General features: G+C 66.6%; 20 protein-coding genes. 6 read left to right on the top strand and 14 right to left on the bottom strand.

Features of this window, described 5'->3' with window-relative positions; genetic code table 11:
• The first annotated feature begins 753 nt into the window (after positions 1–753).
• Positions 754–1020: a DUF3077 domain-containing protein gene (locus AC0Z2B_RS21175; RefSeq protein WP_476299206.1), complete on the top strand. Its 267-nt coding sequence runs from the start codon at positions 754–756 to the stop codon at positions 1018–1020.
• 531 nt (positions 1021–1551) lie between these two features.
• Here AC0Z2B_RS21175 and AC0Z2B_RS21170 read toward each other — a convergent pair.
• The 7 genes from AC0Z2B_RS21170 to AC0Z2B_RS21140 all read right to left on the bottom strand — a co-directional run bounded on the left by AC0Z2B_RS21170 (position 1552) and on the right by AC0Z2B_RS21140 (position 12695).
• Positions 1552–2973, bottom strand: a complete 1422-nt coding sequence (locus AC0Z2B_RS21170; RefSeq protein ID WP_476299204.1) for an efflux transporter outer membrane subunit — start codon at positions 2971–2973, stop codon at positions 1552–1554.
• Positions 2970–6149 (bottom strand): efflux RND transporter permease subunit, encoded by a 3180-nt coding sequence (locus tag AC0Z2B_RS21165; protein ID WP_476299202.1) that lies wholly within the window; start codon positions 6147–6149, stop codon positions 2970–2972. Before AC0Z2B_RS21165 ends, AC0Z2B_RS21170 begins: the two co-directional genes overlap by 4 nt.
• A 13-nt stretch (positions 6150–6162) precedes the next feature.
• Complete coding sequence (mexE, locus tag AC0Z2B_RS21160; RefSeq protein WP_476299200.1) at positions 6163–7398, bottom strand: multidrug efflux RND transporter periplasmic adaptor subunit MexE; 1236 nt, start codon at positions 7396–7398, stop codon at positions 6163–6165.
• A 696-nt stretch (positions 7399–8094) separates the two neighbouring features.
• Complete coding sequence (locus AC0Z2B_RS21155) at positions 8095–8952, bottom strand: efflux RND transporter periplasmic adaptor subunit (RefSeq protein ID WP_476299198.1); 858 nt, start codon at positions 8950–8952, stop codon at positions 8095–8097.
• Positions 8953–8962: 10 nt separating this feature from the next.
• Positions 8963–9163 carry a DUF1656 domain-containing protein gene (locus AC0Z2B_RS21150; protein ID WP_416424750.1) on the bottom strand — a complete coding sequence of 67 codons (201 nt, stop codon included), beginning with the start codon at positions 9161–9163 and terminating at the stop codon, positions 8963–8965.
• 17 nt (positions 9164–9180) lie between these two features.
• The gene (locus AC0Z2B_RS21145) at positions 9181–11193 is read right to left on the bottom strand and encodes an FUSC family protein (RefSeq protein WP_476299196.1); all 2013 of its coding nucleotides are present in this window, start codon (positions 11191–11193) and stop codon (positions 9181–9183) included.
• Entirely contained in the window at positions 11190–12695 is a 1506-nt protein-coding gene (locus AC0Z2B_RS21140) for an efflux transporter outer membrane subunit (protein ID WP_476299194.1), read from the bottom strand. The genes AC0Z2B_RS21145 and AC0Z2B_RS21140 overlap by 4 nt, the downstream gene beginning before the upstream one ends.
• 143 nt (positions 12696–12838) lie before the next feature.
• Between AC0Z2B_RS21140 and AC0Z2B_RS21135 the strand changes: the two genes are divergently transcribed.
• The gene (locus tag AC0Z2B_RS21135; protein WP_476299192.1) at positions 12839–13786 is read left to right on the top strand and encodes a LysR family transcriptional regulator; all 948 of its coding nucleotides are present in this window, start codon (positions 12839–12841) and stop codon (positions 13784–13786) included.
• A gap of 39 nt (positions 13787–13825) precedes the next feature.
• Here the strand turns inward: AC0Z2B_RS21135 and AC0Z2B_RS21130 are convergent, their stop codons facing one another.
• On the bottom strand, positions 13826–14245 hold the full coding sequence (locus AC0Z2B_RS21130; protein ID WP_476299190.1) for a hypothetical protein: 420 nt from the start codon (positions 14243–14245) through the stop codon (positions 13826–13828).
• 72 nt (positions 14246–14317) lie between these two features.
• Between AC0Z2B_RS21130 and AC0Z2B_RS21125 the strand changes: the two genes are divergently transcribed.
• Positions 14318–14698 carry a MerR family transcriptional regulator gene (locus tag AC0Z2B_RS21125; protein ID WP_476299188.1) on the top strand — a complete coding sequence of 127 codons (381 nt, stop codon included), beginning with the start codon at positions 14318–14320 and terminating at the stop codon, positions 14696–14698.
• A 37-nt stretch (positions 14699–14735) separates the two neighbouring features.
• Complete coding sequence (nudK, locus tag AC0Z2B_RS21120; RefSeq protein WP_476299186.1) at positions 14736–15317, top strand: GDP-mannose pyrophosphatase NudK; 582 nt, start codon at positions 14736–14738, stop codon at positions 15315–15317.
• A 4-nt stretch (positions 15318–15321) separates the two neighbouring features.
• Here nudK and AC0Z2B_RS21115 read toward each other — a convergent pair whose 3' ends face one another.
• The 4 genes from AC0Z2B_RS21115 to codB all read right to left on the bottom strand — a co-directional run bounded on the left by AC0Z2B_RS21115 (position 15322) and on the right by codB (position 20623).
• A complete protein-coding gene (locus tag AC0Z2B_RS21115; RefSeq protein WP_476299184.1) occupies positions 15322–16716 on the bottom strand; it encodes an MFS transporter in 1395 nt (464 codons plus the stop codon).
• Positions 16717–16914: 198 nt separating this feature from the next.
• Complete coding sequence (gene codA / locus AC0Z2B_RS21110) at positions 16915–18150, bottom strand: cytosine deaminase (RefSeq protein ID WP_476299182.1); 1236 nt, start codon at positions 18148–18150, stop codon at positions 16915–16917.
• The gene (locus AC0Z2B_RS21105; protein WP_476299181.1) at positions 18147–19370 is read right to left on the bottom strand and encodes a PucR family transcriptional regulator; all 1224 of its coding nucleotides are present in this window, start codon (positions 19368–19370) and stop codon (positions 18147–18149) included. The genes codA and AC0Z2B_RS21105 overlap by 4 nt, the downstream gene beginning before the upstream one ends.
• Positions 19367–20623, bottom strand: a complete 1257-nt coding sequence (gene codB, locus AC0Z2B_RS21100) for a cytosine permease (RefSeq protein ID WP_476299179.1) — start codon at positions 20621–20623, stop codon at positions 19367–19369. The genes AC0Z2B_RS21105 and codB overlap by 4 nt, the downstream gene beginning before the upstream one ends.
• 260 nt (positions 20624–20883) lie before the next feature.
• Between codB and AC0Z2B_RS21095 the strand changes: the two genes are divergently transcribed.
• A complete protein-coding gene (locus AC0Z2B_RS21095) occupies positions 20884–21096 on the top strand; it encodes a hypothetical protein (protein WP_476299177.1) in 213 nt (70 codons plus the stop codon).
• 128 nt (positions 21097–21224) lie between these two features.
• On the opposite strand, the gene AC0Z2B_RS21090 is transcribed toward AC0Z2B_RS21095, so the two are convergent.
• Both AC0Z2B_RS21090 and AC0Z2B_RS21085 read right to left on the bottom strand, forming a co-directional pair.
• On the bottom strand, positions 21225–21554 hold the full coding sequence (locus AC0Z2B_RS21090) for a hypothetical protein (RefSeq protein WP_473002602.1): 330 nt from the start codon (positions 21552–21554) through the stop codon (positions 21225–21227).
• A gap of 511 nt (positions 21555–22065) precedes the next feature.
• Complete coding sequence (locus tag AC0Z2B_RS21085) at positions 22066–22509, bottom strand: hypothetical protein (protein ID WP_473002601.1); 444 nt, start codon at positions 22507–22509, stop codon at positions 22066–22068.
• A gap of 259 nt (positions 22510–22768) precedes the next feature.
• Between AC0Z2B_RS21085 and AC0Z2B_RS21080 the strand changes: the two genes are divergently transcribed.
• The gene (locus AC0Z2B_RS21080) at positions 22769–24970 is read left to right on the top strand and encodes a TonB-dependent receptor (RefSeq protein WP_476299175.1); all 2202 of its coding nucleotides are present in this window, start codon (positions 22769–22771) and stop codon (positions 24968–24970) included.
• Positions 24971–25116: the final 146 nt, after the last annotated feature.

Raw genomic sequence — 25116 nt, 5'->3', positions numbered from 1 at the left:
CGCCAGGCTGCGCTGGCCGGTGTGAACCCTGAAGATTTCCAGTGAGGCACAGGGCCAGCGCAGCCTGGCGGCAGCGGCTACGCGATCGGGTTATGGCTGCCAGGTGCTAGGCGATGTTTTACCGGCGCCCTTGAGATCGAGCGCCGCCCGCGCGGCGCATCGCGACCAAGGTCGGCTCCTACGGTTTGTTGCAACGTGCCATGGCCTGATAGACCTGCGTTGGCAGCCTTTGGTGCATGGCTGGGAGAAGAGGAGGGGCCGTTCCTGGGTGGCAATAACCTCCCCCGTAGCAGCTGCCGCAGGCTGCGTCCGCGCCACCGCGCAATACCTGGCTTAACTGGGTGGGTGGCCCGGACGCAGCCTTCGGCAGCTGCTACGCGATAGGGTCATGGCCGCCAGGTGCCAGGCGATGTTTTACCGGCGCCCTTTAGATCGAGCGCCGCCCGCCTGGGGGATGAGGGGAGGTCCTGAGCGGCAAGGTTTCCGTAGGACCAAACGTAGGACAATTCTGATTTGCTCGGGTAGGCTTGTCCGGCCCGGGTCATGGCAATAACCTCCCTCGTGCCACTGCTTCCAGTGGTCGGGTTTGGTAGCCCGGGCCTTTGATGTATGCGCATTTCCACCTGTGGTGGCTGTGCGCAGGGCACCTTGTGTGCGCCGGTTTTTCTCGTTGGCCCGGTCTACCAACCTGCGGACAGCCGCCTCCATCGTTTGGTAGCGATGGAGCGGTGTTTATTCCCAACGAGGATCTACATGACATTCGAAACCCCTTGTACCGCGACAACCTCCTTCGGCACCCACGGCGCCACCTCCGAACCCTTCTACACCGTACGTGCCGGTATCCCCCTGGAGGATGCCCTGGGCCAGATCTCCCTGTTGCTCAAATGCGCGGGTGAATCAGCGTATGAATTGTGCGATTGCGAAGTGCGTGAGCGCGGCCTGCTGTGGTCCGCGCTGCATCAGATCGAAGCCGCGAAGGCCCTGACGGATGCGTTGATTCGCGGTGTTTCGCTGAACTGACAGGCCTACGCCCACAGTCCACCTAAACCTGAAGCCAGGCCAACAAGGCGGGCAACTCGGCCTATCAGGCCATGGCACGATGCAACAAATGTGGGAGGGGGTTCTACCCCCGAAGCGCCGCGCGGGCGGCGCGCGATCTCAAGACCGCCACAGCCTCCAAGGCATGCACCTCCAACCCCCACCGCAATCCTGTAGCCGCTGCCGCCAGGCTGCGCTGGCCGGTGTGAGCCCTGAAGATTTTTAGTGAGGAACCGGGCCAGCGCAGCCTGGCGGCAGCGGCTACGCGATCGGGTCATGGCTGCCAGGTGCTGGGCGATGTTTTTTCAGTGCCCTTGAGATCGAGCGCCGCCCGCGCGGCGCATCGCGACCAAGGTCGGCTCCTACGGTTTGTTGCAACGTGCCATGGCCTGATAGACCTGCGTTGGTAGCCTTTGTTTGTTCGGCTCGGGGTTTGTGTCAGGCACAAAAAAGCCCCGCACGAGGGCGGGGCAAAAAGGTCAGTCAAAAACCAACCAAAGGAGCTCGGTTAAATCACTGGGCCGAGGCCACTGCCTGGCCTTTGTCCGGCACCTGCCAGCCACCGCCCAGCGCCTTGTAGATGGCGACGATGCCGCGGTATTGCTCGATTTCGGCCTGGGCTTGGGCGTCTTCGGCGCTCAGGCGTTCGCGTTCGGCGTCCAGCAGCACCAGGTAGTCGACGGTGCCTTCGCGGTACTGGATCGAGGCCAGGTCGGCGGCGGCGCGGCTGGCCTGGCTCTGTTTGTTCAGCGAGGCCAGGCGCTGCTGGATCTTGCCGTAGTCGCTGAAGGCGTTTTCCGATTCTTCCAGGGCCAGCAGGACCTGCTGTTCGTAAGTGGCCAGGGCGCCTTCGGCTTCGGCGTTGGCGCCACGGATGCGCGCTTTCACGCTGCCCAGGTTGAACGCCGCCCAGGTGATGCTCGGGCCCAGGGACCAGGCGTTGGCGGCGGCCGAGCCGATCTGCGAACCGCGGGCGGCGGTGAAGCCCAGGAAGCCCGACAGGCTGACCCGTGGGAACAGGTCGGCGGTGGCCACGCCGACGTTGGCGGTAGCGGCGGCCAGCTTGCGTTCGGCGCTGCGCACGTCGGGGCGGCGGCGCAGCAGCTCGCCAGGGTCACCGATGGGCAGGGCCTTGGAGATGGCCGGCAGTTTCGCCGGGCTCAGGTCCACGCTCAACTGGTCCGGGCGCTGGCCCAGCAGGGTGGCGATGCGGTTGCGCGCCCGTACCTGTTCGGCCTGCAGTTGCGGCACGGTGGCTTCGACCCCGGCCAGGCGCGCGTCGGCGCGCACCACGTCCAGTTCGTTGCCAACGCCTGCGTCACGCAGGCTGACGGTGATGGTGCGCGATTCCTGCTGGGTCTTCAGGTTGGCCCGGGCAATGTCTTCGCGCAGTTGGGCGCCGCGCAGGTCGCCGTAGGCGTCCACCAGGTCGGCGATCATGGTCACCTGCAGCTGCTGCAGGTCGGCGCGCGCGGCGTCTTCCTGGGCGTCGCTGGCTTCCAGGCTGCGCTGGATGCGGCCGAACAGGTCGACCTCCCAGGCCATGTCCAGGCCCAGGTCGTAGCGTTCCTGGTTGACCCGGTCGGTGGTCTGGCCGGGCACCTGGCCCTTGCCGACTTCGCTGCTGGCGCGGCTGGTGACCACCGGGAAGCGCTCGGTGTTGACGTCGTCGCGAATGGCGCGGGCGGCCTTGAGGCGGGCGAAGGCCACGCGCAGGTCGCGGTTGCCGGTCAGCGAGGTCTGCACCAGCTGGTTCAGGGTAGGGTCGTCGAACTGCTGCCACCACACCGCGTCGAAGTGACCGCGGTCGTACTGGCCGTCCTTGGCGGCAACCACGTTGGCCGCCGCCGTGTCCGGGGTCTTGTAGTCGGGGCCCACGGCGCAGGCCGCCAGGGCCAGCACCAGCAGGCTGGGCATGAAGAGTTTCAGGCTCATGCTGGGTTCTCCAGGGTCAGAAGCTGGGCGGCCTTGCGGGCCTTTTTCTTTTCCACGCGGTTGCGGATCAGCACGAAGAACACCGGGGTCAGCAGCAGGCCGAAGAAGGTCACCCCCAGCATGCCGGAGAACACCGCCACGCCCATGGCATGGCGCATCTCGGCACCGGCGCCGTGGGACAGCACCAGCGGCACCACGCCCATGATGAACGCGAAGGAGGTCATCAGGATCGGCCGCAGACGCATGCGGCAGGCTTCCAGCACGGCGGCCAGCGGGTCCAGGCCTTCTTCCTGCTTGTCCTTGGCAAACTCGACGATCAGGATCGCGTTCTTGCACGCCAGGCCCACCAGCACGATCAGGCCGATCTGGGTGAAGATGTTGTTGTCGCTACCGGCGATGATCACGCCAGCGATGGCCGACAACAGCGTCATGGGCACGATCAGGATCACCGCCAGCGGCAGGCTCCAGCTTTCGTACTGGGCGGCCAGCACCAGGAAGGCCAGCAACACGCACAGCGGGAACACGAACAGCGCGGTGTTGCCCGAAAGGATCTGCTGGTAGGTCAGCTCGGTCCACTCATAGGTCATGCCGTTGGGCAGTTCCTGCTTCAGCAGTTTCTCCACCGCCGCCTGGGCCTGGCCCGAGCTGTAGCCGGGGGCGGCGTTGCCGCTGATTTCGGCGGTGACGAAGCCGTTGTAGTGCATCACCCGGTCCGGGCCCGAGGTGTTGTTGACCTTGATGAAGGTCGCCAGCGGGATCATCTCGCCGAGGTTGTTGCGCACCTTCAGCTGGCCGATTTGCTCGGGCTCGAGGCGGAACTGCTGCTCGGCCTGGACGTTGACCTGGTAGGTGCGGCCAAAGCGGTTGAAGTCGTTGGCGTACAGCGAGCCCAGGTAGATCTGCAGGGTGTCGAAGATGTCGCTGATGGCCACGCCGTGGGTCTTGGCTTTCTCGCGGTCAATGGCGGCGTCCACCTGCGGCACGTTCACGGTGTAGCTGGTGAACAGCCCGGCCAGTTCCGGCACGCTGCGGCTCTTGGCGATGATGTTCTGGGTTTCGGTGTACAGCGCGTCGTAACCCAGGTTGCCACGGTCCTCGATCTGCAGGCGGAAGCCGCCGATGGTGCCCAGGCCCTGCACGGGCGGTGGCGGGAAGATCGCCATGTAGGCGTCCTGGATGGCGGCGTACTTGCCGTTCAGGGCGCCGGCGATGGCCGCGGCCGACTCGCTGGGGTCACGGCGCTCGTCGAAGTCCTTCAGGGCCACGAAGACGATGCCGTTGTTGGGGCTGTTGGTGAAACCGTTGATCGACAGGCCCGGGAAGGCGATGGCGTTGGCCACCCCCGGCTGCTTCATGGCGATGTCGGACATCTGCTTGATGACGTCTTCGGTGCGGTCCAGGCTGGCGGCATCGGGCAGTTGCGCGAAGGCCACCAGGTACTGCTTGTCCTGGGCCGGGACGAAGCCGGTGGGGGTATTGGAGAAGCCCAGCCAGGTCAGGCCGATGAGGCCGGCGTACACCACCAGGGCCACGCCGCTGCGGCGGATCACCCGGCGCACGGTGCCTACGTAGCCATGGCTGGCTTTGACGAAGAAGCGGTTGAACGGCGCGAACAGCCAGCCGCCCAGCAGCTTTTCCAGCACCCGCGAGAAGCGGTCCTTGGGCGCGTCGTGGCCTTTGAGCAACACGGCGGCCAGGGCCGGCGACAGGGTCAGCGAGTTGAACGCCGAGATCACCGTGGAGATCGCGATAGTGAGGGCGAACTGCTTGTAGAACTGCCCGGTCAGGCCACTGATGAAGGCGGCCGGCACGAACACCGCGCACAGCACCAGCGCCGTGGCGATGATAGGCCCGGTCACCTCGCCCATGGCGCGCTTGGTGGCGTCCACGGGGTTCAAGCCCAGCTCGATGTTGCGTTCGACGTTCTCCACCACCACGATGGCGTCGTCCACCACGATGCCGATGGCCAGCACCAGGCCGAACAGCGACAGGGCGTTGAGCGAGAAGCCGAACAGGTGCATCACTGCAAAGGTACCGATCAGCGACACCGGCACCGCCACCAGCGGGATGATCGAGGCGCGCCAGGTCTGCAGGAACAGGATCACCACCAGCACCACCAGGATCAGTGCCTCGAACAGCGTGTGGATCACCGCCTCGATGGAGCCACGCACGAAGATGGTCGGGTCATAGACGATGCTGTAGTCCATGCCTTCGGGGAAGCTCTTCTTCAGTTCGGCCATCTTGGCCCGCACTTCATTGGAGATGTCGATGGCGTTGGAGCCAGGGCGCTGGAAGATCGGGATGGCCACCGCCGGCTGGTTGTTGAGCAGCGAGCGCAGGGCGTACTGGCTGGAGCCCAGCTCGACCCGGGCGATGTCCTTCAGGCGAGTGATCTCGCCGTCGGCACCGGTGCGGATGATGATGTTCTCGAACTCATCCTCGGTGACCAGGCGGCCCTGGGTGTTGATCGACATCTGGAAGCTGGTGGCGCTGGGCGAGGGCGGCGAGCCCAATTGGCCGGCGGCCACCTGGCGGTTCTGCTCGCGAATGGCGGTGACCACGTCGGTGGCGGTCAGGTTGCGCGACGCGGTCTTGTTCGGGTCCAGCCACACGCGCAGGGAGTAGTCGCCCATGCCGAACAGCTGCACGTCGCCCACGCCGCCCAGCCGCGCCAGCTCATCCTTGATGTTGAGGATGGCGTAGTTGGACAGGTAGAGCATGTCGTAGCGTTTGTCCGGCGAGGTCAGGTGCACCACCATGGTCAGGTCGGGGGAGGCCTTGTCCACGGTGATGCCGATGCGCGTCACTTCCTCTGGAAGCTTGGGCTCGGTGCGCGTCACGCGGTTCTGCACCTGCACCTGGGCGTTGTCAAGGTCCGTGCCCAGGGCGAAGGTGATGGTCAGGGTCAGCTTGCCGTCGGCGGTGGACTGCGAGGACATGTACAGCATGTTCTCCACGCCGGTGATGGCCTGCTCCAGCGGCGCGGCCACGGTTTCACCGATGACCTTGGGGTTGGCGCCGGGGAAGTTGGCGCGCACCACCACGGTGGGCGGCACCACTTCGGGGTATTCGCTGATGGGCAACTGGAACAGCGAGATCGCGCCGCCGATCAGGATCAGCAGCGAGAGCACGGCGGCGAAGATCGGCCGCTGGATAAAGAACTGGGAAAATTTCATCGGTCTGTTCCTGTTAGCCGCGTGGCGTGGCGGCGCTGGCCAGGTTCACGCTGGCAGCGGCGGCGGGCTTGTTGCTGGCTTGCAGCGCCCGCAATTGCTCGGCCAGGGCGGCGAGGGTGGCGGGGCTGGCCATGGGCGAGTCCTGCGGGTCGACCTGGGCGCCGGGGTGCACGCGCTGCAGGCCGTTGATGACGATGGTGTCGTCCTTGGCCAGGCCCGAACGGACGATGCGCAGGCCTTCGAGTTTCGGCCCCAGTTCCACGGTGCGGTAGGCGGCCTTGTGGTCCTTGTCCACCACCAGCACGTACTTCTTGCCCAGGTCGCTTGCCACGGCCTCGTCCTTGATCAGCACGGCCTCGTAGGTGGCGCTGCCCACCAGTTTCAGGCGGGCGTACAGGCCGGGGGTGTAGCTGCCGTCGCTGTTGTCGAACACGGCGCGGCCGCGGATGGTGCCGGTCTTGGGGTTGACCTGGTTGTCGACGAAGTCCATCTGGCCCAGGTGCGGGTTGCCGTCCTCGTTGGACAGGCCCAGGTACACCGGGGTGGTGGCGCCGCGCTCGCCCTTGCGCGCCAGCTGGCTGTACTTGAGGTACACGCGCTCGTCGGCGTCGAAGTAGGCGTACACCTTGTCGGTGGACACCAGGCTGGTCAGCGGCGTGACATCGGCGGTGACGATGTTGCCGGCGGTGATCTCGGCGCGGCTGACGCGGCCGCTGATGGGCGCGGTGACACGGGTGAAGCTCAGGTTCAGGCGGGCCAGGTCCAGCTGGGCCTGGATGGCGGCCACGGCGGCGCGCGATTCCTGGGCGGTGCTGGTGCGGGTTTCGGCAAGCTCGGTGGAGATGGCGTTGCTGGCGCGCAGGCGCTCGCCGCGCTGGGATTCACTTTCGGTACGGGTGGCGGTGGCGCGGGCCTGTTGCAGTTGCGCTTCCAGGCGGCGTACTTCGGCTTCGAAGGGACGTGGGTCGATCTGGAACAGCAGGTCGCCTTTCTTCACCAGGGCGCCTTCGGTGAAGGCTACCTGGTCGATCTGTCCGGACACCCGTGGGCGCACTTCAACGGTTTGCGGCGCCTCCAGGCGCCCGGTGAACTCGTCCCACTCGTTGATGGGCTGCTCCAGCACCTTGGCCACGGTGACTTTCGGCGCCGCTGGCGCCTGGGCCACTTCGGGGGCACGCCCGCAAGCACTCATCACCACGACCGCGAGGGCGGCCAGAGGGAAGCGTAGATGTTTGATTGACTGTTCCATGGGGCACGTCCACCACTGTATTGAGAATGGGCGGAGTGTGTTCGCTTGGGCGGGTTATCGACGAATCGAATGGGGCGAAGGTATATATCATTCACAATGATATTAGAGTGCCCCCAAGGCTCTGGGACGGTGATTTCGTAAGCTTGCTATCGATTTTGGTGATGGCGGACGCTATTGAAAAGGTGACGCCGCGAATGGCGTAGCCGCTGCCGCCAGGCTGCGCTGGCCCTGGCGTACGCCGCAGATCTTCAGCGTGGACCAGGGCCAGCGCAGCCTTCGGCAGCGGCTACATCGCGTGTAGCTGCCGCAGTTGGAAAAGGTGACGCCGCGAATGGCGTAGCCGCTGCCGCCAGGCTGCGCTGGCCCAGGCGTACGCCGCAGATCTTCAGCGTGGCTCAGGGCCAGCGCAGCCTTCGGCAGCGGCTACATCGCGTGTAGCTGCCGCAGTTGGAAAAGCGGACGCCGCGAGTGGCGTAGCCGCTGCCGCCAGGCTGCGCTGGCCCGGGCGTACGCCACCGATCTTCAGCGTGGATCAGGACATCGCGTGGTAGCTGCCGCAGTTGGAAAAGGGGACGCCGCGAATGGCGTAGCCGCTGCCGCCAGGCTGCGCTGGCCCGGGCGTACGCCGCCGATCTTCAGCGTGGATCAGGACATCGCGTGGTAGCTGCCGCAGGCTGCGTCCGGCCGCGACGCGGTTCAGGCGCCGGGGGTGATGACCACCGTGCAGGTCGTGCCCGCCGCCAGCACCATGTCCTGGGGCACGTCATCCAACTGGATACGCACCGGCACGCGCTGGGCCAACCGCACCCAGTTGAACGTCGGGTTCACATCGGCCACCAGCTCGCGGCTCTCGGGGTTGTCGCGGTCGTAGATGCCGCGCGAGATGCTTTCGACGTGGCCCTTGAGCACTTCGCCGCTCATCATCTGCAACTGCGCCTTGTCGCCCACTTTCACGTTGGGCAGCTTCGATTCCTCGAAATAACCGTACACCCAGAACGAATGGCGGTCGACCACGGCCATTTTCGCCTCGCCCACCTTGGCGTAGTCACCCGGGTGCACGTTGAGGTTAGTGACGTAACCGTCGACGCTGGCCACCACCTGGGTGCGGGCCAGGTTCAGCTGCGCGGCGTCCAGCGCGGCCACCGCCTGCTGGTAGTCAGCCTGGGCGGCGCTGGCGGTGTTGCCGGCGTCTTCGCGGCTTTCCTTGGACACCACCAGGTTGTCCATGTCGGCGCGGCGCTTGGCGTTGACTTCGCGCATCTGCCAGGTGGCCTTGCGCGAGGCCACCAGGGCCTTGGCCTGGTCCACGGCCACCTGGTAATGGGCCGGGTCGATGCGCATCAGCACGTCGCCCTTTTTCACCAGCTGGTTGTCGTGCACCGGCACCTCCACCACCACGCCGCTGACGTCCGGGGCGACGTTGATGATGTCGGCGCGCACGCGGCCGTCACGGGTCCAGGGCTGGGCCATGTAGTGGTTCCACAGGGTCGAACCCAGCTGGGCGGCCACGGCCACCACCAGCAGGGTCGCCACTACGCTGAAGAGTTTTTTCATGGTTGGCGTCTCAACGGTAGATGGTCAGCGCCAGGGCGCTGAACAGGCAGATGAACAGGCTCAGGCGCACCAACGGGGCGTGCCAGAAGAAGCGGTACAGGTTCAGCGCGATCAGCGCGCGGTCCAGCAGCCAGGCCAACAGGGCGCTGGCGCCGAGCACCAGCAACAGGGTCGGCAGGTACAGTTCGAGGAAAAACAGTTCGCGGGGCATGGTCGGTCAGGTCCGGTTCAGGCGCTGGCCAGCGGCGAGCGAGGGTTGAGCAGGGCGCTGCGGATAAAGTGCAGGTACGCCGCCTGGGGCTGCGCCGGTTGTGCCGCCAGGGCGTCATCCAGGGCCAGCAGCGCCTGTTCGCGCTGGGCCGCGCCGGGGCGGTCGAACAGCCGCGCCAGGGCCGCGCTGACCGCCGCCGGCGCCTGGCCCAGCTCGCGCAGGCGCACCAGGGCGTGGCCCACGTCCTGCACGCTCAGCGCCCATTGCAACAGTTCGTCCTGCACCGCCGGGCGCGCCGCCGACAGCGAGGTGGCGTGCTGCAGCACGTCGCGGCTGCGGCTGTCGAAGCGCTGGCGCAGGTGCTTCAGGCTGCCATGGGCGGCGAAGCCCACCTGGCGGCGCAGGTCGCGTTGCAGGTGGCGCCAGGCCCAGGGCGCGTTGCTGGGCAAAATCACCGCGCCGGCGATGGCGCACAGGCCGAAGGCGATGATGTTGGCGATGCAGTCGTTGAGGAAACCGCTGGGGTTATAGACCGTCAGGTTCGCCGGAATGGCGCCGGTGGCGAAGGTGATCAGGAAGCCCAGGCCGATGCCCATGGTAGACATACGCGTGGTCAGGAACCCGCCGAACAGCAGCGCCGGGGCCAGCACGAAGCACAGCAGGGGAAAACCGTCGATGTGCGGGTACAGCAGGAAGTATTCGACGAAGCCGAACAGGCTGCTGAGCACCACGCCCAGGCCCATCTGCACGCCTGCGCGCCACGGGTTCGGGGTGCTGGCGGTGAGGCTGATGCCGGCGGCGGCCGAGATCATCAGGCTGATGCCACTGGGCCAGGCGGTGGCGAGCCAGAAGCTGGCGGCCAGGGCCACGGTCAGGAAGCCGCGCACGCCCGAGGCGGCGCACAGCCACAGGTTGGTGCGGGGCGTGTAGCCGGCGGCCCATCGTTCGCGCGGGTGGCGGTGGCTGGCGAGCGAGGCGTGGGTCTGGGCGTAGTCGTGCAGTTCGTCGATCAGCCCCAGCAGCAGCTCGCCGGCGGTGTCCAGGTCTTGCTGGCAGGCGGTGGCAGGCAGGTGCCGCAGGCGCACGGCGGTGTCGGCGTGCAAGCGCTGCAGGCGCTCGGCCAGGGGCGCGGCGCCGGCGCTGTCCAGCGGCTGGTTGCGGTAGTCTTCCAGCAGCGCCACCAGCCCGGCCAGCGCCGGTTGCAGGTCTTGCCAGGCGCCTGGCGCTTCGTGGCGCAGGCGCTGCAGCTGCTGGTGCAGGGCGTTGAAGCGCGTGGTGCACTGCATGAATTCGCTGTTGAGGCGGCTCAGGCGGCCGCTGCGCATGTGCGTCAGCGGGTCTTCGAACACGGTCACGCTGCGCAGGTTCTCCAGGCCCACGGCCTCGGCCACCAGGCGGCGGTTGTGCTGGGCGAAGGCGCCCTCGGCCAGGCGGCCTTGCAGGCTGTCGGCGGCAAAGGCGGCGAACAGCCCCAGGCGCTTGCCGATGGTGGCGCGCAGCGCCGTGCGGCTGTTCTGCGGGAAGATCACCGCCGAGACCACGCCGCTGCAGATCACCGCCAGGCCGATCTCGATGGCCCGCCACACCGCCGACAGGTACACGCCTTCGGGGTGGGTGAGGGCCGGCACGCCGACGATGGCGGCGGTGTAGCCAGTGAGCACGAAGGCGTAGGCCTGGAAGTTGCGGTAGCGCGCCGACAGCCCGCAGCACAGCCCCACCCACAGTGCCAGGCAGCCCAGGAACAGGTCGCTGTGCTGGCCGAACAGGGCGATCAGGGTGACCACCACTACCGCGCCCAGCAAGGTGCCCAGCAAGCGCCAGGCGCTCTTGGCAATGACCTGGCCGCTTTGCGGCTGCATGACGATGAACACCGTGGCCAGTGCCGTGGTCGGTTGCGGCAGCTCCAGGCGCAAGGCCAGCCAATAGGTGAGGAAGGTGGCAGTGAGCAGCTTGAACAGGTAGATCCAGGTCACACCGTCACGTTCGGCCCAGGCGCGCAGGGCGGCGCGCCAGTCGTTGCCCAGGCTCATGGTTGCTGCTCGCCGCGCAGCAGCGCCAGGCCGGGCTTGGCCGGGGTGGCGCGGGCCGGGTCGGGGCTGTCGTTGCCGGCACGCACGCCGCCGCCCAGGGCAATCACCAGCGAGGCCTGGGTTTGCAGGCGTGCGGCCTGCACCTGCTGCAGGGTCTGCTGCTCGCGGAACAGCTGGGTCTGGGCGTTGAGCACCTCCAGGTAGCCGGTCAGGCCGCGCTGGAAGGCGATGCGGGCGATGTCATAGCTGCGCTGGGCGTTGGCCACGCCCTGGTTGGCCAGGGTGTATTGCTGGTCCATGGAGTGGCGGCGGATCAGCTGGTCGCTGATGTCCTTCAGCGCCTGCACCAGGGTCTGGTTGTACTGGGCGACGGCCAGGTCGTAGCCGGCCGAGGCGGCGCCCAGCTGGGCGCGCAGGCGGCCGCCGTCGAAGATCGGCAGGCTCAGCGCCGGGCCCACGGTCCAGGTCTGCTTGCTGGCGTTGAGGAACTCCAGCACGCCACCGCCGGTGGCGCTGAAGCCGAGGCTGGCGGCCAGGTCCACGTCAGGATAGAAGCCGGCGCGCGCCACTTCGATGCCGCGTGCCTGGGCGTTGACGCGCCAGCGGCTGGCGACCACGTCCGGGCGCTGGCCCAGCAGTTGCGCGGGCAGCCGGGCTGGCAGGGCCAGCGCGGCGCCCAGGGCCAGGGTCGGGCGTTGCAGGCTCTGCGCAGCGCCCGGGCCCTTGCCGGCCAGGGCGGCCAGCTGGTTGCCGCTCAGGGCAATGCTCTCATCCAGGCTGTCGATCTGGCGCAGGGTTTCGGGCAGCGAGGTCTGCGCCTGGCTGACCTCCAGCTGGGTGCCGATGCCGTGGTCAAAACGCTTCTGGGCCAGGTCCAGCACCTGCTGCTGTTGCTTGAGCAACGCTTGGAGAATGTCGCGCTGGGCATACTGCTCCGACAGCTGGATATAGGCGCGGACGATATTGCCCTGCAGTTCCAGCTGCGCGGCGCGCCCTTGGGCGGCCGCGGCGTGGGCGCTGTCCAGGGCCTGTTCGGTGGCGCTCTGCTCGCGGCCCCACAGGTCCAGGGAATAGCTCAGGCCCAGGGCGGCGCTGTTGTCGAAGTCGGTGACGTCGGCCAGCTCGCCGGGGCCGTAGAAGTTGTCGGTGGGCCATTTGTGGCGGGTGATCGAGGCCTTGCCGTTGACCTGCGGCGCCTCATTGGCGGCGGTCACCCCGGCCATGGCCTTGGCCTGGCGCACCCGCGCGGCGGCTTCGGCCAGGGTTGGGCTATTGCGCTGGGCATCGTCGATCCACCGGTTGAGCTGGGCGTCGCCGTAGGCCATCCACCAGCGGCTGTCGGGCCAGTGGGCGTCGTTGCGGGCCTGGGCAATGGCGGCGTCGAGTTGCAACTGGTTGGCGGCCATGGGCTGGCTGGTCGGGCCGATGCCGTGGGTGCTGATGCAACCACTGATTGTTAACGTTAATGTGAGTAACATCAGGGGCAAAGCGTGTCTGGTCATGCGTGTATCGTTCCCCTGATAGGCCCGTTGATTATGGATGGGGAGGATTTTACCGGCTGGCGGCTGATGCAATAAACGCAACAACACATGATTGTTTGTTGTAATTAATTTTATAATCGCCCGGTCACTCGGGGAAACGTCAGATGAACATCCTCCAATACATGCGCGCCTTCGTCTGCGTGGCGCAAACCGGCAGCTTCACCCTGGCCGCCGAGCAGATGAACACCACCACCGCCAACCTGTCGCGCGCGGTGTCGAACCTGGAAAGCCACCTGCGCACCCGGCTGCTCAACCGCACCACCCGGCGCATCGCCATGACCGAGGCGGGCAAGCGCTACTACCACCGCTGCGAGAGCATCCTGGCCTCGGTGGCCGAAGCCGAAGCCGAGGCCGAAGCCACCCAGGACTACGCCGCCGGCAGCCTCAAGGTGCACGCCATGGCGGGCATCGGCATGCACTACGTGATCGAGGCCATGGCCGACTACCGCGAGCGCTACCCCGAGGTGAGCTTCGACCTGCACCTGAGCAACCGCGTGCCCGACCTGATCGAGGATGGCTTCGACGTTTCCATCGTGCTGGCCGCGCAGTTGCCCGACTCGGGCTACATCTCCCAGCGCCTGGGCACCATCTACAGCGTGCTGTGCGCCGCGCCGCGCTACCTGGAGCGCCGCGGCGGCGGCCCGTGCACCCCGGCCGAGTTGGAAGAGCACGACTGCCTGCTGATGAGCAGCGTCGCCTACCCGGACAACCGCTGGCAGTTCGAAGGCCCCGATGGCCCGGAAGTGGCCTCGCTGCGCGCCACCCCGTTCCAGGTCAACGCCATCGACGCCATGCGCGTGGCCATCCGCAGCGGCATGGGCATCGGCGTGCTGCCCAGCTACTCGGCCATCGACGGCCTGCGCAGCGGCGAGCTGGTGCGGGTGCTGCCCGGCTACCGCCTGCAGCGCCTGAACCTGTACGCCATCTACCCGTCGCGGCTGTTCCTGGACGCGAAGATTCGAACCTGGGTGGAGCACCTGCGGGCGTCGTTGCCGCAGGCGCTGGCGGATGAGGAAAGTGACTTGAATGCCACCCAGCCACTGTCTTCCTGACAAACACCGCGTCGCCTGCATCGCGACCAAGGTCGGCTCCTACATCGTCCGTGGTAGGAGCCGACCTTGGTCGCGATTAGGCGACAATTGCAACGCCCCGAAGGTGAGCTCCATCAGCGTGAAGGCGAGGATGATCGGGCTGGCGCCGCTGAGCACCGCCACGACCTGCCACAACGCGAACAACCCCCGCGCCGCGGCGTCGTACAGTCCGTGTTCGGGCCGGGTGTGCCGCAGGCGCAGCAGCGCCCAGACAATCACCACGCTGCCCAGCAGGTTGGCCATGAGCATGTGCGCAGGGTCGGTGAGCGGCTGCGGCGCGCCCAGGCCCAAGGTTGTCGATAGACCGGCCAGCTGGCCGAACAGCCAGTGCATGCTCCAGGGAGTCATGAACGCCGCCGTGGCGAACAGGTCGTACCAGGCACTGGCGCGCACCAGGCGCAAATAGCGGGGGGTATCCATTGTGACAGGCTTCCTTAGTGATAGGATCGCCAGGCTAAACCCTGGTGCTAGGTCCAGGGTCAAGGGGGCAGGATGAAAATAGGGCAGGTGGCCGCGCTGGCCGGGGTGAGTTGCGACGCGCTGCGTTTCTACGAGGAGCGCGGGCTGATTCATTGCACCCGCAGCGCCAACGGGTACCGGCACTATCACCCTGACACGGTGCAGCTGGTGCAGTACATCCGCACCGCCCAGCAGCTGGGTTTCAGCCTGGCCGAGGTGGGCGAGAACCTGCCGGCGCTGTGGCAGGCCAGCGACGAGCCGGCCGAGCGGCTGGCGGCGGTGTTCGCGCAGAAACTGGCGGCCATCGACGCGCGCATCGCCCAGTTGCAGGGCTTGCGCCAGGCCCTGAGTGCGCGGGCGCAGGCGGTGTGCCCGCTGGCGCCGGTGCTTGACGCCAGCAAGGCCGGCGGGTAACCCTGCGCCCTTGGCGTTTTACCCTCAAGGATTTTCCATGGCCGACAGCCCCATTCGCATTACCGGCAAGGTACTGCTCTCTGACAACTGGTACCTGCTGAACAAATACACCTTCGACCTGCGCCGCCGCGACGGCAGCTGGCAGACCCAGACCCGCGAGGTGTACGACCGCGGCAACGGCGCCACCATCCTGCTGTACAACCTGGCCAAGCGCACCGTGGTGCTGATCCGCCAGTTCCGCCTGCCCACCTTCCTCAACGGCCACGACGGTTTCCTGATCGAGACTGCCGCCGGGCTGCTGGACAACGCCAGCCCCGAGGAACGCATTCGCCTGGAAGTGGAGGAGGAGACCGGCTACCGGGTCAAGGCCATCGAGAAGATCTTCGAGGCCTTCATGAGCCCCGGCGCGGTGACCGAGCGCATTCACTTCTTCATCGGTGAGTACGAGGACGGCGACCGCGTGAACGCCGGCGGCGGCCTGGAAGCCGAGGGCGAGGACATCGAGGTGCTGGAGCTGGGCTTCGACGAAGCGCTGGCCATGGTCAGCAATGGCCAGATCGTCGATGGCAAGACCATCATGCTGCTGCAGTACCTCGAATTGCGCATCATGCCGCGCTGAGCCCTCAGCCCTGCAGCACCTGCGCGCCGGCCTGGCGCGGCAGCTTGATGGCGTCCACCAGGGCAATCAGCCCCAGCACCGCGATGCCCAGGAAGGCCACGCGGAAGTCGCTGGGCTGGGCCTGGGCGGCGTGGCCCTGGACGTTCATGGACAGGCGCAGCAACAGCGCCGCGGCAGCCACGCCGACGCCCATGCCCAGCTGGAAGAACATGCTGAACAGGGTCGAGGCCTCGCTCATGCGGTCCTTGGGCACGTCGGCAAAGCCGATGGAGTTGTAGCAGGTGAACTGCATCGAGCGCGACAGGCCGCCAATGAACAGCACCAGCACCACCAATGGCCACGGCGTGCTGGCGCTGAACAGCGCGCAGGCAGCGATCGACGCCACGCCGATCAGGCCATTCACCAGCAGCACCCGGCGGAAGCCAAAGCGGCGCATGGTGGCGGTGGTGAAGGGTTTCATCGCCAGGTTGCCGGCGAACACCGCCAGCACCAGGCTGCCGGCGTACACCGGCGAGAAGCCGAAGCCCACCTGGAACAGCAGCGGCAGCAGGAACGGCAGGGCGCTGATGGCCACGCGAAACAGCGAGCCGCCGAAGATGCTGACGCGGAAGGTGTCGATGGCCACCGGCCCCAGGGGCAGCAGCGGCGAGGGGTGACGGCGGCAATGGCGGATGGCCAGCACCGCCAGCACTGCGCCGGCCACCAACAGGCCGAGGCCGGTGCCCACGTGCTCGGCACCGCCCAGCCACTCCAGGCCTAGCATCAACGCCGCACAGGCGCCGGCCAGCAGCAGGAAACCGAGGCTGTCGAACGGCCGGGTGTTTTCAGCGTGGCCCTTGGGCACCAGACACAGCGCGCAGCCCAGGGCGATGGCGCCCAGCGGCAGGTTGACGAAGAAAATCCATGGCCATGAGGCATGGGTGACGATCAGCCCGCCCAGCGGCGGGCCAAGGATCGGCGCCACCAGGCCGGGCCAGGTGATGACCGCGATCATCTTCACCAGGTCCTTCTTCTCGGTGGTACGCAGCACCGCCAGGCGCCCCACCGGCACCATCATGGCGCCGCCGATGCCCTGCAGCACGCGGGCCGCCACGAAGCTTTCCAGGCTCTGGCTCAGGCCGCACCACAGCGAGGCCAGGGTGAACAGGCTGATGGCGCAGGAGAACACCCGGCGCGTGCCAAAGCGGTCGGCCACCCAGCCCGACAGCGGAATGAAGATCGCCACGGCCAGCAGGTAGGCGCTGATCCCGATGTTGAGGTCCACGGGGGCCTTGCCGAATTGCTGGGCAATCTGCGGCAGGGCGGTGCTGATCACCGTGGCGTCGAGGTTCTCCATGAAGAAGGTGACGGCCACCAGCAGGGCGATCCAGGTGGCGGGCGTGGGGCGGTTGTCGGGCACTGTGGGGTTCCTTGTGTTGCCGAACGACGTACGAACAGGTGAGTCCGCGTTTCATTCTGCCTTCGGGGAAACCTTTTGTAACACCAATTTTCATCGCTACCAGATGAAACCCTGTAGCAGCTGCCGAAGGCTGCGTCCGGCGGCGTGCCTGCCCAACCGCAGGGTTCAAGACGCAGCCTGGCGGCAGCTGCTACGGGGTCAGGCGAACTGAACGCGTTCGGGCACCCGCGTCATCAACACTTTGCCTGCGCGAATCGACACCCGCGCCTTGGCCTGGCGCCGCACCGCCTCGTAATCACTCTCGGCGTCCAGGATCACCAGGTTCGCCGGGCGCCCCACCTCGATGCCGTAGCGCTCGCCCAGGTGCATGGCGCGGGCGCTGTTGTCGGTCACCAGGTCCAGGCTGCGGGCCAGGTCTTCGAAGCCCATCATGTGGCAGATGTGCAGGCCGGCGTCCAGCACGCGCAGGATGTTGCCGTTGCCCAGCGGGTACCAGGGGTCCTTGATCGAGTCCTGGCCGAAGCACACGTTGAGGCCGGCGCGGTCCAGTTCGGCCACGCGGGTCACGCCGCGGCGCTTGGGGAAGGTGTCGAAGCGGCCCTGCAGGTGGATGCTTTCGGTGGGGCAGGAGACGAAGTTGAGGCCCGACAGCTTGAGCAGGCGGAACAGCTTGGAGCAGTAGGCGTTGTCGTAGGAACCCATGGCCGTGGTGTGGCTGGCCGTGACCCGGCTGCCCATGCCGCGCACCCGGGCTTCTTCGGCCAGCACTTCGAGGAAGCGCGAGTGCGGGTCGTCGGTCTCGTCGCAGTGCACGTCCACCAGGCAGCCGGTGCGCTCGGCCAGGTCCATGAGGAACTTGATCGAGCTGACGCCCTGGTCGCGGGTGTTCTCGAAATGCGGGATGCCGCCGACCACGTCGGCGCCCATCTCGATGGCCTGTTCCATCAGCGCGCGGCCGTTGGCGAACGACTCGATGCCTTCCTGGGGGAAGGCGACGATCTGCAGGTCGATGAGGTGGCGGGCTTCCTCGCGCACCTCGAGCATGGCTTTGAGCGCGCCCAGGGTCGGGTCGGTGACGTCGATGTGGGTGCGCACGTGCTGGATGCCGTGCTCGGCGAGCATGCGGATGGTGGTGTGGGCGCGCTGCTTGGTGTCTTCGTGGGTGATGGTGGCCTTGCGTTGGCCCCAGCGCTCGATGCCCTCGAACAGGGTGCCGCTCATGTTCCATTCCGGCTCGCCGGCGGTGAGGGTAGCGTCGAGGTGAATGTGCGGCTCCACCAGCGGCGCGATCAGCAGCTGGCCGCAGGCGTCGATGTCGTCGCCGCTGGCACTGCGCAGGGCGGGTTGTGCGCTGATGGCGCTGATGCGCGCGCCGTCGCAGGTCACGGTAAACAGGCCCTGGCGTTTGCGCAGGGTGGCATTGATGATGTTCATGGGCGGTCCTGTAGCTGGGCCTCGGCCATGCGCCATACCAGCAGCGCGACCGAAGCGTTCATGCGGAAAAGGGGATCGTCGAGCGACTGCTCGCTGAGCTGTTCGATGCGTTGCAGCCGTTGGTTGAGGGTATTGCGGTGGATGCCCAGGCGTAAGGCGGCCTTGAGGGCGTTGCCGTTTTCCTGCAACAGCGCGTCCAGGGTCTGCAGCAGGGTCTGCGGTTGCTTGCGCCCGGGCTCCTGCAGCGGGCCCAGGGTCTGGCGCACGAAAGTGTCGATGATGCGCCGCTCGGGGATGGCCTGCAGCAGGCGCAACACCCCCAGTTCGTTGAAGTCGCAGAGGCCGTGGGCCGGGCGCAGCTGCTCGGCCACCTCCAGCGCCTGGCGCGCTTCGCCCAGGGCCTGGCGGTACTGGCCGGGGTCGTGGACCACGGTGGACAGGCCCATGAACAGCGTCATGGGCGCGCTCATGCCCAGCAGGTCGCGGTACAGCGGCGCCAGTTGGCTGCGCGGCTCGACGTCGCCGGCCAACAGCAGCACCAGCAGGTCACCCTGGCTGACCACCGGCAACGGCAGCGGGTGCGCGTTGTTCCAGGCCTCCAGCTGGTCTTCCAGCGCCTGGCGGCAGTGCTGCAACTGGCGCTCGGCTTCGGGCGGCGGGCTGTGGGCGAACACCGCGGCCTGGTTCGACAGGCGCATCACCAGCACTCGCCGTGGGCCGTCCAGGGGCACCTGCAGGTGGGCGGCGCGCTGGCGCACGATGGCCAGGCCAGGGTAGTCGCCGCTCAGCAGCTGGCCGAGGATGTCGTGGCGCGAGCGGCGCACCTGGGCCATCTGCACCAGCGACGTGCCGATCAGGTGGGTGACGATGACCATCTTCAGCTCGTAGGGCTGTTCGATCAGCGGCACCCCCAGCGCCTCGGCCAGCGCCACCACCGACGCCGGAATGCGGCGGATGAACGCCTCGCCGGTGAGAATCACCAGCCCGGCAATGGCGCAGCGCTCGCCCTCGCGCACCAGGCGCAGCAGGTTGGCTTCGTCGCGGGGCAGGTTGATGCCGGTGACGAACACCAGTTCGCCGCCCATCACCCAGTCGGCGATGCCTTCGTTCTCGGCCACGTACGACCAGCGCACGCTGCGGTGGCACTGGCGGGCGCCGGCACGCAGGGCCATGGCCTCCAGGCCCGGTAGCGCCAGAATCTGTTCAACGGTAAGGCTCACGTTTCCTCCTGCAGGTAGGGGCGGCGCTGGCCGCCCAGTTGCAACAGCAGCCAGTAGCAGCCGGCCGAGGCGGCGATGCCCACCAAGGGGGCGATCCAGGGTGACGCGTACGCGGCCACTGCCCCCACGGCGTAGGCGCCCAGGCCAGCCAGGTTATAGCGCGGCAGGCGGGCGTCTGCCAGGCGCGGGTAGCGGCCACGGTGGCGGCACCAGAAGTCGGCCATGATTACGCCGCCGATGGGCGGGATGATCGAGCCCAGCAGAATCAGGAAGGGGATCAGCAGCTCATACATGCCACCGATGGCCAGCACCACGCCGACGCCGGCGGCCACCAGGGTCATGGTGCGCCGGCGTTCGCTGCGCAGCAGGTGGCAGCTGGCGGCGGCGACGTTGTAGATGGTTGGGCCCTGGATGGTCCACAGGTTCAGGCACAGCATCACCACGGCGGCGAACGACAGGCCTTGCAGCATCATCACCTCGACGATGTCGGCCTGCTGGTAGACGATGGCGCACCAGGCCCCGGCAACGATCATCAGGCCGTTGCCCACCAGGAAGCTGAGCACGCTGGCGACCACCGCAATGCGCCCGCTACGCGCCAGCCGCGTCCAGTTAGTGGCCTGGGTGGCGCCGCTGGCAAAGGTGCCGAAGACCATGGTGATGGCCGCCGAGACGCTCATGCCTTGCTGCGGCAGTACGGCGCTCAGGCCCTGCCAGCCGCCGATGGTGCGTGTGGCGATGACCATCGACACCACCAGCAGGATGAACATCAGCGGCACCGACAGCCGCGACAGCACGTCCAGGCCCTTGTAGCCCACCAGCGCCGTGAGGCAGAAGCCGAAGCCGAACAGCACCATCAACGGCGTGGTCAGCCCCTGGCTCAGGCCCAGCAGTTTCACCAGCACGATGGCCACCGTGGCGGTGCCCCAGGCGTACCAGCCCAGCTCGGCGAAGCCCAGCAGCACATCGGAAAGACGGCTGCCGGCCTCGCCAAAGCAGAAGCGCCCCATCAGCACGGTGTTCAGCCCGCTGCGCGCGGCGATCAGCGCCAGGGCCGCGGCGTAGATCGCCAACAGGCTGTTGCCGATGAAGGCGATCCACAGCATGTCGCTGACGCCGAAGGCCATGCCCAGCTTGCCACCGGCGAACATGGTGCCGGTGAAGAAGGTGAAGCTGAACAGCACCATGGCGATGGACAGCAGGCCCTTGCGCCCCTGGGGCGGGGCTTCGCTCAAGGGGAAATCAGTTGCGCTCATTGTTGTGCTCCGCAGGCAGGCAGTGAAGGGGTAGGCCTGGCCGGAGCAAGTTGCGGGCCACTGCGCAAAGCAGGGCAGAGGTGCTGCTGGTAAGTGTTCACTGTGCACAGTCTTGTTGGTTTTATTGTACGGGTGGTGTGCATCGTGCCTCAAAAGGTGGCGTGGCTGCACCTGTTTCGACCTTCGGCTGCTGGACGAACGCCAGGCGCGTGGTTAACGTGTGGAAAATCCTGAACACAAGAACAAAGGGAATCACACGGATGAGAGAACAGGACAAGCCAGAACCGCCGCGGGGGGCGCGGCCCTTTCTGGGCGCGGGGATCTTCCTGCTGACGTTGCAGGTGCTGTGCAGCCTGTGCGAACGCCATCACTGGGGCCTGGCGGTGGTGGGTGCGCTGCTGGCCACCGGGGTGTGGGGGTATGGCGAGTGGCAGGCGCTGCGCCGCGAGCGGCAGCAGGGGTGGCAGGCGTAGGGCGAGGACGCGAACGCTCACCGTAGCCGCTGCCGCAGGCTGCGCTGGCCTCGACCCACGCTGGAGGTCTCCAGTGTATTCAAGGCCCAGCGCAGCCTGGCGGCAGCGGCTACAGGGCGGTGTCCTGCTTAGCAGTAGCGGTCGATCACCTGGACCTGCGCCGCTTGCCGCGCCTCGGGCCATTGGGCCTCAAGGGTGTGCAGCACGCGCCCCAGGAACTCGCGGTCGGCCGCTGCCTTGCGGCCGATGTAGCCCTGGCCGCGGCGGTAGGTGCGCAGGCGGGCGCGCATGCTTGGCTTGCTCTGTTCGAATTCGGCTTCGCCGGCATGGCGCGCCATTGCGTCGATATGAACTTCGCCCGATGCGCAGACCCACAGGATGTGGCTGTCCAGCGTGTCTTTGCGCGATGCGAACAATTGAGCCAGTTCTTCAATGGTCGGTTGATTGTTCAAGTTCATGATGTAAGTCCCCTCGACTGTTATTTCTATTGTCTGTGTTGAGTTCAAACATGGCCCCCAATCGGCCACTCCACGGTGCTGCAAGGCAAAAAAAGCCGGTTGCAGATAGCGCAGGGTTGATGTGTGTAGCGTTGATGGAAAGTGGCTACAGCAGGGAGGAAGGCGCGACGAATCAGGAAGATCACGGACGACAGTACTGCAGTCAGCCACAAGCATCTTGAGATCGTCTCGCCGGCCTGGTGCCCCATACGGGCGACCTGCCGGTCAGCTTTTCATCAATCTGCCTTGTGGGCAGTACACATCACGCAACCGGACGACGGCTTGTCGCCAGGCTTTGACACCCTTTGCCTTGGCTCCCGATCGGGGAGACGGCTTCACTATGCAAGGCGCCGTGCGGGGCGTCAACACCTTTTGTAGTGATTTTTTACTGGCACTACATGATTGTTGGCGGGGGCCTTTGTTTATAAGGGGTTGAGCCGAAAAGGCGACTTGGTGGCTTGGAAATGACTGGTTAGTCAGCGGGTTGTGGGGCAGGGGCCACTGTAGCCGGGGCCGGCAGAAGCGGGAGCGGAGGCATGGGGTGGACCGATTTTCCCAGTTGGAAAGCGGCCAGCATGTTGGAGGTCAGTGAGGCGTTGAACGAGGCGACCCCCAGCACGATCGCAATGGTTGCGGTGACGGCGGTCACCAGGATGGTGGTGCGCAGCGAGCTGAAGCCGGTGCGCATTTCCACGGCCATGTCGCGCACCTCGCCGGTCAGGGCTTCCAGTTGCTTGTCGCGAATTGCCTGGCCTTCGTAATAGCGCTGGTCGCGCTCGGCCTGCAGCAGCAGGAAGTTGTCGAACCGGGCATGGGTGGCGTCGGCCTTGGCAATGGAGGCATTGACGCGGGCATCCATGCGCGCCTCGATGGCCTCGATTTTGGCGTCGAATACGTCTCGTGATACCGCGCTCATCGTGAAGGTTCCCCGGAATAACTCCTTGTGAGCGGTCCATTATCCGCCGCCCGCTTCAGGAGTCCAGCGCTGCGCCGGGCTACTTTGTAACCCCCGATGAGCCAACTGTGTAACGCATCTGTGACCAAATATCATCCGCAAATGAGATGTATATCTAATTGATAAGTAATATCATTAATGCATGAGGCACATTGCCTCTACCCAGCGCACCCGAGGCTCTGCCTCGCGCCCTTCACCATTCCCCTCCGCAGGACTGATCATGCTCCCACCTGTTTGCCAAGGCGTCCCGTTCCGGCCCACGATGCTCGCACTGCTGTGCTCGCTGGCCATGACGGCGCAGGCGGCCACTGTCACCAACTCGCAGGATGCGACCGCCAAGCAGGGTGATGGCACCCTGCAGTTGAGCGACGTCAACATCGCTGCGCAGTCGCTGACTGCCGCGCCTTCGCTGCCCCCGGTGTACGCCGGCGGCCAGGTGGCACGGGGCGCGCAGCTGGGCGTGCTGGGCAACCAGGACATCATGGACACGCCGTTCACCAGCACCGCCTACACCTCGGAGCTGATCGAGAATCAGCAGGCCGAGAACATTGGCGACGTGCTGCTCAACGACGCTTCCGTGCGCCAGGCCTCGGGCTACGGCAACCAGTCCCAGGTGTTCATGATCCGTGGCCTGCCGCTGGCCACCGATGACATCTCCTTCAACGGCCTGTACGGCATGCTGCCGCGGCAGATCATTTCCACCGACGGCATCGAGCGCGTGGAAGTGTTCCGTGGCCCCAGCGCCTTCACCAACGGCATCACCCCCACCGGCACCGGCCTGGGTGGTTCGGTGAACCTGCAGCCCAAGCGGGCCGACGACACCCCGCTGCGCCGCCTGACCACCGACATCAGCGACAACGGCCGCGTGGGCGAGCACCTGGACCTGGGCCAGCGCTTTGGCGAGGACAACCAGTTCGGCGCCCGCGTGAACCTGGCCCAGCGCAGCGGCAACACCGGCGTCGATCACGAAAGCCAGAGCGAGCAGGTGTTCACCGCAGGCCTGGACTACCGCGGCGACAAACTGCGCCTGTCCGCCGACTTCGGCTACCAGAAGGAAGACATCGACGGCGGCCGCAACTCGGTGTTCCTGGGCAGTGCCACCAAGGCACCCAAGGCGCCATCGTCCACCAGCAACGCCAACGCCAAGTGGGCCAATACCACGCTGGAAGACACCTACGGCATGCTGCGTGGCGAGTACGACCTCAACGACAACTGGACCGCCTACGCCGCCGGTGGCTACAAGCACACCCGGGAGAACGGCCGCTATTCCTCGGTGACCCTGACCGACAACGTCGGCGACGCCAACGTCACCGGTTCCACCATTCCCCACGACGAAGACAACACCAGCTTCTCGGCGGGCCTGAACGGCACGTTCCAGACCGGTGCGGTCAGCCACCGCTTGAACCTCGGCATGGCCGATATCTGGGCCCAGCAACGCAGCGCCTACGATTTCGACGTGATCGGCGAAGCCTCGAACATTTACCACCCGGTAGCCACCGCCAAGCCTTCCTACGACTTCCCCGGCGGCGACCTCAGCGACCCGGGCATCACCGGCAAGACCTTCAACCGCAGCCTGGCCGCCTCCGACACCGTCGGCTTGCTCGACGACCGCGTGCTGGTCACCGCCGGGCTGCGTCGCCAGCAGTTGGTGGTCGAGGGCTACGACTACAACAGCGGCGCGCGCGACGCCAACTACGACAAGGAAATTACCACCCCGGTGTTCGGGCTGGTCATCAAGCCGTGGGAGCACGTGTCGTTCTACGCCAACCGCATTGAAGGCCTGGCTGCGGGCGACACCGCGCCAGATACCGCCAGCAACCGTGGCCAGACCTTCGCGCCCGGCCGTACCAAGCAGGTGGAGGCGGGCGTCAAGGTGGACATGGGCACCTACGGCGCCACCCTGGGGGTGTACCGCATCGAGGAGCCTACCGCCGGCTACACCAACAGCGCCTTGCTGTACGTGCAGGACGGCACCCAGATCAACAAGGGCGTGGAGTTCAACGCCTTCGGCGAGCCGGTGCAGGGCTTGCGCATCCTGGGCGGCGTGACGGTGATGAAGACCCGCGTGGAAGACACCCAGAACGGCACCAACGACGGCAACCGCGCCATCGGCGTGCCGACCTTCCAGCTCAACGCCGGCATCGACTGGGACGTGCCGGGCCTGGAAGGCGTGTCGCTGAACGGGCGCATGCTGCGCACCGGCGGCCAGTACGCCGACGCCGCCAACACCATCAGCCTGCCGACCTGGAACCGCTTCGACGCCGGCGCGCGTTACGGCTTCAAGGTGGACGAGCGTGACGTGACCCTGCGCGCCACCGTGGAAAACGTGTTCAACAAGGACTACTGGGCCTCGGCCCAGGGTGGCTACCTGACCCAGGGTGAGCCACGGGTGATGAAGTTGTCGGCTACCGTCGATTTCTGATCCAGCAAGCCCTTAGCGGCACAGGAATACCCGTAGCCGCTGCCGTCAGGCTGCGCTGGCCCTTGGGTACACTGAAGATCTTCAGTGTGGAGGTGGGCCAGCGCAGCCTTCGGCAGCGGCTACAGGGTGTTGTAGCAACTGCCGCA

Source organism: Pseudomonas sp. GYB4201, from assembly GCF_056312595.1.
The sequence above is the reverse complement of the archived record's forward strand: the minus strand, read 5'-3'. Positions and strand labels throughout refer to the sequence as shown.

Excerpts from the sequence above, each read along its gene's own strand:
- AC0Z2B_RS21175 (WP_476299206.1), top strand. The coding sequence starts at position 754 with ATGACATTCGAAACCCCTTGTACCGCGACAACCTCCTTCGGCACCCAC.
- AC0Z2B_RS21170 (WP_476299204.1), bottom strand. The coding sequence starts at position 2,973 with ATGAGCCTGAAACTCTTCATGCCCAGCCTGCTGGTGCTGGCCCTGGCG.
- AC0Z2B_RS21165 (WP_476299202.1), bottom strand. The coding sequence starts at position 6,149 with ATGAAATTTTCCCAGTTCTTTATCCAGCGGCCGATCTTCGCCGCCGTG.
- mexE (WP_476299200.1), bottom strand. The coding sequence starts at position 7,398 with ATGGAACAGTCAATCAAACATCTACGCTTCCCTCTGGCCGCCCTCGCG.
- AC0Z2B_RS21155 (WP_476299198.1), bottom strand. The coding sequence starts at position 8,952 with ATGAAAAAACTCTTCAGCGTAGTGGCGACCCTGCTGGTGGTGGCCGTG.
- AC0Z2B_RS21150 (WP_416424750.1), bottom strand. The coding sequence starts at position 9,163 with ATGCCCCGCGAACTGTTTTTCCTCGAACTGTACCTGCCGACCCTGTTG.
- AC0Z2B_RS21145 (WP_476299196.1), bottom strand. The coding sequence starts at position 11,193 with ATGAGCCTGGGCAACGACTGGCGCGCCGCCCTGCGCGCCTGGGCCGAA.
- AC0Z2B_RS21140 (WP_476299194.1), bottom strand. The coding sequence starts at position 12,695 with ATGACCAGACACGCTTTGCCCCTGATGTTACTCACATTAACGTTAACA.
- AC0Z2B_RS21135 (WP_476299192.1), top strand. The coding sequence starts at position 12,839 with ATGAACATCCTCCAATACATGCGCGCCTTCGTCTGCGTGGCGCAAACC.
- AC0Z2B_RS21130 (WP_476299190.1), bottom strand. The coding sequence starts at position 14,245 with ATGGATACCCCCCGCTATTTGCGCCTGGTGCGCGCCAGTGCCTGGTAC.
- AC0Z2B_RS21125 (WP_476299188.1), top strand. The coding sequence starts at position 14,318 with ATGAAAATAGGGCAGGTGGCCGCGCTGGCCGGGGTGAGTTGCGACGCG.
- nudK (WP_476299186.1), top strand. The coding sequence starts at position 14,736 with ATGGCCGACAGCCCCATTCGCATTACCGGCAAGGTACTGCTCTCTGAC.
- codA (WP_476299182.1), bottom strand. The coding sequence starts at position 18,150 with ATGAACATCATCAATGCCACCCTGCGCAAACGCCAGGGCCTGTTTACC.
- codB (WP_476299179.1), bottom strand. The coding sequence starts at position 20,623 with ATGAGCGCAACTGATTTCCCCTTGAGCGAAGCCCCGCCCCAGGGGCGC.
- AC0Z2B_RS21095 (WP_476299177.1), top strand. The coding sequence starts at position 20,884 with ATGAGAGAACAGGACAAGCCAGAACCGCCGCGGGGGGCGCGGCCCTTT.
- AC0Z2B_RS21090 (WP_473002602.1), bottom strand. The coding sequence starts at position 21,554 with ATGAACTTGAACAATCAACCGACCATTGAAGAACTGGCTCAATTGTTC.
- AC0Z2B_RS21085 (WP_473002601.1), bottom strand. The coding sequence starts at position 22,509 with ATGAGCGCGGTATCACGAGACGTATTCGACGCCAAAATCGAGGCCATC.
- AC0Z2B_RS21080 (WP_476299175.1), top strand. The coding sequence starts at position 22,769 with ATGCTCCCACCTGTTTGCCAAGGCGTCCCGTTCCGGCCCACGATGCTC.